Annotated in this window: 8 protein-coding genes; 6 read left to right on the top strand and 2 right to left on the bottom strand. The window is 35.8% G+C overall.

Annotation, left to right across the window (positions count from 1 at the left end; translation table 11 throughout):
- Nucleotides 1–280 precede the first annotated feature (280 nt).
- The 6 genes from ACOVQ4_RS12585 (at nt 281) to ACOVQ4_RS12610 (ending at nt 5,720) form a co-directional block, all read left to right on the top strand.
- Nucleotides 281–1,510: an alkaline phosphatase family protein gene (locus ACOVQ4_RS12585; RefSeq protein ID WP_421820993.1), complete on the top strand. Its 1,230-nt coding sequence runs from the start codon at nt 281–283 to the stop codon at nt 1,508–1,510.
- 39 nt (nt 1,511–1,549) lie between these two features.
- On the top strand, nt 1,550–2,632 hold the full coding sequence (locus tag ACOVQ4_RS12590; RefSeq protein ID WP_421820994.1) for a sensor histidine kinase: 1,083 nt from the start codon (nt 1,550–1,552) through the stop codon (nt 2,630–2,632).
- Nucleotides 2,633–2,785: 153 nt separating this feature from the next.
- A complete protein-coding gene (locus ACOVQ4_RS12595) occupies nt 2,786–3,499 on the top strand; it encodes a LytR/AlgR family response regulator transcription factor (protein ID WP_421820995.1) in 714 nt (237 codons plus the stop codon).
- Nucleotides 3,500–3,654: 155 nt separating this feature from the next.
- On the top strand, nt 3,655–4,383 hold the full coding sequence (locus ACOVQ4_RS12600) for an intradiol ring-cleavage dioxygenase (RefSeq protein WP_421820996.1): 729 nt from the start codon (nt 3,655–3,657) through the stop codon (nt 4,381–4,383).
- Nucleotides 4,384–4,542: 159 nt separating this feature from the next.
- Nucleotides 4,543–5,067: a hypothetical protein gene (locus tag ACOVQ4_RS12605; protein ID WP_421820997.1), complete on the top strand. Its 525-nt coding sequence runs from the start codon at nt 4,543–4,545 to the stop codon at nt 5,065–5,067.
- Complete coding sequence (locus ACOVQ4_RS12610; protein ID WP_421820998.1) at nt 5,064–5,720, top strand: hypothetical protein; 657 nt, start codon at nt 5,064–5,066, stop codon at nt 5,718–5,720. The genes ACOVQ4_RS12605 and ACOVQ4_RS12610 overlap by 4 nt, the downstream gene beginning before the upstream one ends.
- 39 nt (nt 5,721–5,759) lie before the next feature.
- Here the strand turns inward: ACOVQ4_RS12610 and ACOVQ4_RS12615 are convergent, their stop codons facing one another.
- Both ACOVQ4_RS12615 and ACOVQ4_RS12620 read right to left on the bottom strand, forming a co-directional pair.
- Entirely contained in the window at nt 5,760–6,470 is a 711-nt protein-coding gene (locus ACOVQ4_RS12615; protein ID WP_421820999.1) for an outer membrane beta-barrel protein, read from the bottom strand.
- 97 nt (nt 6,471–6,567) lie between these two features.
- Entirely contained in the window at nt 6,568–7,791 is a 1,224-nt protein-coding gene (locus tag ACOVQ4_RS12620; RefSeq protein ID WP_421821000.1) for an ABC transporter permease, read from the bottom strand.
- Nucleotides 7,792–8,027 lie beyond the last annotated feature (236 nt).

Here is an 8,027-nt window from a genome sequence, read left to right on the forward strand (position 1 = left end):
TTGCCTTGCGCCTAAAACTATGGAACTTTTGCCTACTGCCTAAGGCTTACGGCCTAAAGCCCTCAAATTAAATCTAATTTTACTCAATTACTTATCCATGCATTACCTATTGCCAAATTTAGGCTTTCTATACTAGATAAAAAACTCCTTACAAGACTGGTTCTTGGTAAATTAATCTAAGCTTAATCCAAAGCTTTTGAAAAGTAGTCTGTTTGTTATACAATTTTGTAGTTTCAATGAATCTTAACCCCAGTTTTCTTACCATAACGATACTACCTTTATGAAAAAACACTTTTTAATTATCTTCTTTTTTCTTCTAAATTCTTTTTTTTCTTTTGCTCAAAAACTAACGCCAAAAGCGGTTTTTATCATCGTAGATGGAATTCCGGCGGATGTAATAGAGAAAGCCTCTACTCCTAACCTATCGGCCGTTGCTAAAGTTGGTGGCTTTAAACGAGCCTATGTAGGGGGGCAAAAAGGGACTTATTCTCAAACCCCAACTATCTCAGCAGTTGGTTATAATAGTCTTTTGACAGGCACGTGGGTTAATAAACACAACGTTTGGGACAATGACATAAAAGCTCCTAACTATCATTATTGGACCATTTTTAGATTTTTAAAAGAACAATATCCACAGAAAAAAATTGCGGTATATTCTACTTGGCTCGACAACCGTACCAAGCTTGTAGGCGATGGGTTGGCGCAAACAAGGCAACTGAAGGTAGATTTTCATTCAGATGGTTATGAGTTAGATACCAATACTTATAAGCACGACAAAGACCGTTGGTATATTCACCAAATAGATGAAAAAGTAAGCGACGACGCCCAAAAAGGAATCTTGGAAAATGCACCCGATTTGACATGGCTCTATATGGAATATTCGGACGACATGGGACACAAATATGGTGACAGTCCGCAAATGCAGAAAGCCATCGAGTACGTGGATCTACAAGTTGGAAAGGTTTGGTCGGCCATTCAAGAAAGAGAAAAAAAGCATAAAGAAAAGTGGTTGATTTTTATCACAACCGACCACGGGCGTGATGCACAAACTGGTCGAAACCACGGTGGACAATCCGAGCGTGAACGTACCACTTGGATGACTACCAACGCGCAAAATCTCAACACTTATTTTAGAGATTACCAACCTGCAGTAGTTGACATTATGCCGAGTATTGCTCATTTTTTAACTATCAAATTCCCTCAAAAACAAGCTTTTGAAATAGATGGAATAGCGCTTAATAAACCCGTTTCGGCCATTATGCCAGAAGTAAAAATCTTTGACAATCAACTTGAAGTATCATGGAAAGCATTGGAAAAGAAAGGTAAAATGAAAATCTGGTTGAGTACGACTAATCATTTTGAGGAAGGTGGCGAAGATCAATATCAACTAATAGGAACAACAGATTTGGCAAAAGAGCACTTGATTATTAAAGATATTCCCGAATCAAGTTTCTACAAAATTGTATTAGAAAGCCCACATAATACCCTCAATCGTTGGATTGTGAAATAGGCCTCTTGAGCATCCCAAAAATTATGAATACTTTGCAATATGAAACAGCGACTATCGACCATCTTATTGCAAAGTATTCCTATCCTTTCTTTTATTGGACTGATTTATATCTTTACCCCAGAGGATTTATTGACATGGGAAACGCTCAAACGTAATCCGCACGAATTGAGCAATTTATTTTCCTATTCGCTTATGTTTGGTTGTTTTTACACCAACTATTATTGGTTTACACCACGCCTCTATTTGACAGAGAAATATCTTTCATTTCTTGGAATATTATTTTTATTATTTGGTGTAATTTATGTTATTTCAAACCAAATTAACTGGCCTTTTATCCTTGGCGAATCACAAAATAATCTATTGCCACCTCCGCCACATTTAATGCCTCAACCACCGTTTGGTTCTCCTATGGGTGCGCATGTCCCTATGAATCCTCCAGGCGTTATTTTTGACTTTGGAAAATCTATCATTTTATACCTTTTGGGTATTCTTTTTACGACACTATTTAGAACCAGACAGTTTCAAGATGCACTCAAACAAGCCAAAACAGATGCAGAATTGAAATACCTTAAAGCTCAAATTCATCCACATTTTCTCTTCAACTCACTTAATAGTATTTATTCGATGTGTATCGAGGAGGAGGCTCCACACTCAGGGAAAGCTATCCTTCAACTCTCAGATATGATGAGATACGTGATTTCGGATGCACATGAAGACTTGGTTGATTTAGAAAAAGAGTTTACCTATCTTAAAAATTACGTAGCTCTCCAACAATTACGTCTTGGAGAAACCTCTCAAATTGATTTTAAGATGGAAGGAAATAATAAATCTTTAAAAATTGCTCCTTTATTACTAATATCAATTGTAGAAAATGCCTTTAAATATGGTATTTCGCCCGAAGAAGATTCTCCAATTGCTATTCATCTGATTATCAGAGAACAGATATTGTCTCTTTTAGTTGTAAACAAAATTCATCCTAATATTCTACCAAGAGAAAGTACAGGCGTTGGTTTACAAAATACACAAGATAGATTGGAACTCAATTATCCCAATAAACACACGCTACAGATTAACAAAAATCATCTTTTTGAGGTATCCTTAACAATAGATTTAGGTAAATAAAGAGGTTATGCAAAGTAGGCAACACGGCAAAGGGTGTTATATGGTTTTTTTAGGAACAATAGTTATATTTTTGTCCAATGCCCATAGCAGAAAGCCTATTGCTAGAAAACTTAATTTTGCTTACAAACTTATTGAGTACATAAAACTAGAGATATGATGTTCGCTTTAAAAGCCATTGCCCTTGACGATGAGCCTCCAGCCTTGAAGGTTTTGAGCAGTTTATGCAAAAAAATCCCTTATATCGACTTAATTCAGGCCTTTACAAAACCCTCTGAAGCTTATCGTTTTTTGGAAGAAAATACGGTTGACGTGATTTTTTTGGATATCAATATGCCGACTATTTCAGGAATTGATTTTTTTAAAAGTATTCCCCAGTCCTCTATGCTTATTTTTACTACGGCCTTTAGTGAATTTGCCTTAGAGGGATTTAATTTACAGGCTATCGACTATCTTTTGAAACCTATCACTCCTGAGCGTTTCGAACAAGCTTGTCAAAAGGCTTTATTATACCATGAAAAGATTTTGAATACTCCAGAACAAAAAAACTTACCTGAGTATCTACAAATACGAGCAGATTATAGCCTTCATCAAATTGCCTTTGATGATATATTACTTATAGAGGCACTGGATGACTATGTCAAAATTCATTGTGCTAATGGGAAGCCAATTGTAGCCCGAATGACGCTCAAAAATCTTCAATTGAAATTACCAGAAAAACAATTTATTCGGGTACATAAATCTTACATAGTAGCTTTTAACAAAATAAAAGCCCTAAGAAATAGAATGGTTTACTTACCCAATTTTGAAATACCTCTTGGTCCTACCTATGAAAAAGTTTTACTGACCAAACTCAAAGGTTTAGACTAAACTTTCTGATTAAATTAATTCTCTTCACCGACACATTTTTACTCTACACCTCAAAAATATGCCTTTTCGTAACGGTTTTATCGTTGACTATGTCATAATCGTAAAAACAAAATATATCTCAAATAGAGATATTTAATCTGATAAACAACTGTGTTATGAAAAGAATCGATTTTTTGAAAAGAGCAGGTCTAGGAATTTTAACAGCTCAAGTAGTAGCCTGTAAATCTGAAGATGTAGACCCTACCTCTTCGAGTAGTACGACCACCTCTGGCTCCACAACCACGAGTGGTACTACGAATACAAGCTGTACAAGTACTCCTGCCGAAACAGAAGGGCCTTTCCCAACAAAGTCACCATCTACTTTAGTACAGAGCAATATTACCTCAGATCGTACAGGTACCAAACTTACGATTAAAATTAATATCCAAAATAAAAATGCAAGTTGTGCAGGATTAGCCAATGCTATTGTGGATATTTGGCACTGTGACGCAGCCGGAAACTATTCGGAATATGGCGGCACTAGTATGCAAACTACCAACTACACAAGTGTGCACTTCCTAAGAGGGCGCCAAGTTACAGATAGCACAGGTTTAGTTACCTTCACTAGTATTTATCCTGGCTGGTATTCGAGTAGAGCCCCGCACATCCACGTACACGTTTACAATAGCTCAGGAACTTCCTTGTTAGTTACTCAAATCGCTTTCCCAGAGGATATCTCAAAGATTGTTTATGCACAAGGCGTATATGAAAGTCATGGACAAGCTGATACCACCAACGCAAAAGATAATGTTTTTGGAGATGGTGTAACTTATGAAATGTCAACAGTAACAGGTAACACTACAGACGGCTATGTATTGACACATAATATTGTAGTTTCAGCATAATTATGAGGCATGAGGCAAATTGTCTCATGCTCTAGCTACTCAGTTTTTGGCAATTTTTCTTTACCTTTTTGATTTTTTTCAAAAACTGATTCCTTTCTTAATTACCTAATCACTAACAATACTTTTTGCTTTTTTCAATTCAAATTTCAAAAAACAGCTATGTCTAAAGGAATCATTCAGTTTTGTTATCGTAAAATAATAGATGCGAACTCCACTAAACTGTGGGATAAATATGTTTTTGATGATACTCATCAAGAGTTTTTCATGCAAGCTCAATATTATAATCAGGCAGGAGTACTAAAAACTTATCGCGAAATTATCGAGCAAAATCCACAGGCAGAAAAGCTTCAATTCTTAGTGAGTACCGCCGCTGTAGGGTATATCCAACAGCTCAATGGTATCTTACCTGAAATTGTGAATGCCTTTGGCAAGTTATGTTTGCCCTTCGAAAACTTTAAATTTGAAATTATTCAGTCTCATATCACAGACAAGCAGCAACATAAAATTGCTATCTATTTTTATAGCAAACCTCTCCTCTGGATTGATACTATCGATAATCAATTACTCATTAGTCGTGCTACAGAAGATTTAGGAGAGCTCGAAACGGATTTAATCCCTCTCCAACCCATGCTAAATATTATTTCATTGAAGAGTACTTCTTCCTCAAAACTCCAACTATCATGATTGTACAAACAGAGGGACGCATAATTTTGTCCGAAATGCAGCAACATACCCAAACTCCTCATCTGTATAGAACACATATTTGGGAAAAAGAGGAGACACAAGACTTCACAATGGAGTATTTAGAAAAAGTATTATTGTTGCCCAATAGTGTATTTAGTCTTCCAGTTTCCTCCAAACATTCTATTCTGATAATTCCATTTATTGGAGATTTACGGGTAGAAAATATACAAATTGGACCTAAAATCATCGAAGAAAACAACTCATTCGCCTTAAATGCTGAGGTATATACAGAAATCCATAATCCTTATCAGGATGAAATAGTTACTTTTTTTATAGCAAAGTATTCCACTTTGTTACCCCAAGAATTTAATGATATTTCGATACAAGAAAATAAGAATACATTGTTGCCCATCAATACATCTTCATGGATTGGTCAATTTGATGGAAGACAAAAGGGTGAACTCCAACTGAGCAATCCATCTCAAAATATTTTGGCGTATGTAGTTGATGGTGCGTTCGAGGTTCAGGATAGGCTACTTCATGCGGAGGATGCACTCGTACTGCGCTCCTTGGAAATGGTAGATTTTGAAGCACTTTCAAACCAAGCAATCATCTTGATTTTTGAAATAAAGCCACACACAAAAAGGGGATAAAGTAAGCACCCTATCCCCTTATACGTAATCCTACATCAATTATTTATCGTTATTGTTTCCGATAGAAAATCCCAATTTTAAACCTATGAAGCTGGTGTAGTCATTGCTAGAAGCACCAGAGATATCACTAATTTTCCCTACGAATCTATGACCATCAGGCGTACTTGCCGACGGATTCTTTACACCTACTGTGCCATTCAAACGATCAGTAAATGCGAACCCAGTTTGAGCAACTAGAGAAAGCTTTGCTTTTTCAGAAAGCTTAAATCCCACTTCAAAACCAACAGGAATAATTAGGTCACTTACACCTTCTGGACTACTTGCTGTACCATCTGCATAACGAATCACGCTTCCATTTAGACTTACCTTTGGATTGTAAGCAATAACGCCCAGACCAACAAATGGAGAGAAGGTAGGCTTTTTACCTTCACCTTTTCCTAATTGGTATTTTGCTAAGATGGATGTTTGAAAGAAATTAGTTGTACCCGAATAATTATATCCAGTATACGCATTCGTGGAAATAGAACCAAAATCAAAATTTGCCCCCAATGAAAACTTGTCAGTAAGTCGTTTTTCGATGAATACGCCATACGTCAAACTACCTGTAAAAGCCTGTGAATCGCCAATAATTGAGCCAAAGCCTGTTTTAACACCAATACTCCACGGAGAGGTTTGTGCGTGTAAATTAGAGACAATAAGAGAACAGTTGGCTATAAAAATAGCCAAAACAACTAAAGAAAACTTTCTCATGTGAATAATAATTAAAGTGATCAAATATAGCATGAAGGAATATGTACCTTCTATTCTATCAGACGATTACTTTTCCAAAAGTCACATCGAAACCTTTTTACTTCTTAAAAATTATGGCTTTAATCGGATGAATTCTAGTAATGACAAAAGTAGGAATCAATAAAACTAATAATACTAATGTAACAGTAGCCAAATTGAGCAATAATATAACACCCCAATTCATTGTTATTGGTACGGTATTCATATAATAGTTGGCAGGGTCGAGCGGAATAAGCTTAAAATATTGTTGTATCAGGCAGAACCCAATCCCAATAATATTACCCCAAATCATACCCTTAAATATCATCAAAAAGCCACTCCAGATAAATATCTTTCTGATTTGCCAGTTGGAACTACCAAGCGCTTTAAACAAGCCAATCATCGGAGTACGCTCCATCATTAGGACTAGCAAAATAGATATCATATTAAAACAAGCCACAAACAAAATAAGTGTCAGAAAAATAACCATATTTCGATCAAGCATACCGAGCCAATCAAACAGCCCCATAAACTTATCCGTAACTTTTTCCAATTTCATATCGGGTTGCATTTTGTCTTGCACCACTTTTGAGGAACTTTGTATAGACTCAAAATCTTTCAAATAAATCTCATACGAGCCCACAGAGTCGGCACCCCATCCATTGATTTTTTGAATCAAACCCAAATCACCAATAATCAAAGTTTTGTCAAACTCCTCTAAACCTGTTTCGTAGATACCCTTTATATTCAACTTTCGTGGACGATCGGGGGCATTCAAAAAATAAATAATGGCATTATCTCCAACACTCAATCTAAGTTTATCAGCTATAATTCTACTAATCAAAATGTCTTTAGAGTAAGTGGTATCATTAAATTGAATTGGGTTACCATCAACCATAACCGAGCGGAAACTGGTAGTATCAAAATCTCGACTAATCCCTTTCATAACGACTCCAAGCATTTCGTCTGGTGTTTTTAGAATACCCGCTTTTTGAGCCGAAACCTGTAAATGTTTGATGTCTGGAATATTTTTATAATGCCTATACAAATCTGTATGTTTGGTAATTGGATATTCCTCATACGATTCATTCGCAGAAAATTTGGCTACTCTTAAGTGTGGAGTGATGCTAAACAGTTTTTGTCGAATAGCATCTTTAAATCCAAACAAGATACCAAATGCTATTATCATGACCATAAGTCCCAATGCAATGCTACCAACACCTATCTTGGTAACTGTTGCAGAAAAAGTCTGAGATTCTGCGTTTTGAATTCGATTAGAGATATATCTGGGAAAATTAGTCATAATTCAAGTAATTCAAGCTTAAAAGCCTCGCTTGTAGATACCGCTACTTCAATAATTTTCCAATCAATGAGACAAACCTAGTGGAACCTACAATATGTTTTATTTAGTTTATAAAAGAAAACTTTAGCATTTTCTTTTCTGGATACAAATAAAAAACAAATGTTCCGTATCCTCAAACATCCATTCATTTAAGTTAATACGCAAAATAAAGTTTAAGATTGTGCTTTAAGCTTTCA

It is taken from the genome of Flectobacillus sp. (assembly GCF_049240685.1).
Lineage (GTDB): Bacteria > Bacteroidota > Bacteroidia > Cytophagales > Spirosomataceae > Flectobacillus.

Excerpts from the sequence above, each read along its gene's own strand:
- ACOVQ4_RS12585 (WP_421820993.1), top strand. The coding sequence starts at position 281 with ATGAAAAAACACTTTTTAATTATCTTCTTTTTTCTTCTAAATTCTTTT.
- ACOVQ4_RS12590 (WP_421820994.1), top strand. The coding sequence starts at position 1,550 with ATGAAACAGCGACTATCGACCATCTTATTGCAAAGTATTCCTATCCTT.
- ACOVQ4_RS12595 (WP_421820995.1), top strand. The coding sequence starts at position 2,786 with ATGATGTTCGCTTTAAAAGCCATTGCCCTTGACGATGAGCCTCCAGCC.
- ACOVQ4_RS12600 (WP_421820996.1), top strand. The coding sequence starts at position 3,655 with ATGAAAAGAATCGATTTTTTGAAAAGAGCAGGTCTAGGAATTTTAACA.
- ACOVQ4_RS12605 (WP_421820997.1), top strand. The coding sequence starts at position 4,543 with ATGTCTAAAGGAATCATTCAGTTTTGTTATCGTAAAATAATAGATGCG.
- ACOVQ4_RS12610 (WP_421820998.1), top strand. The coding sequence starts at position 5,064 with ATGATTGTACAAACAGAGGGACGCATAATTTTGTCCGAAATGCAGCAA.
- ACOVQ4_RS12615 (WP_421820999.1), bottom strand. The coding sequence starts at position 6,470 with ATGAGAAAGTTTTCTTTAGTTGTTTTGGCTATTTTTATAGCCAACTGT.
- ACOVQ4_RS12620 (WP_421821000.1), bottom strand. The coding sequence starts at position 7,791 with ATGACTAATTTTCCCAGATATATCTCTAATCGAATTCAAAACGCAGAA.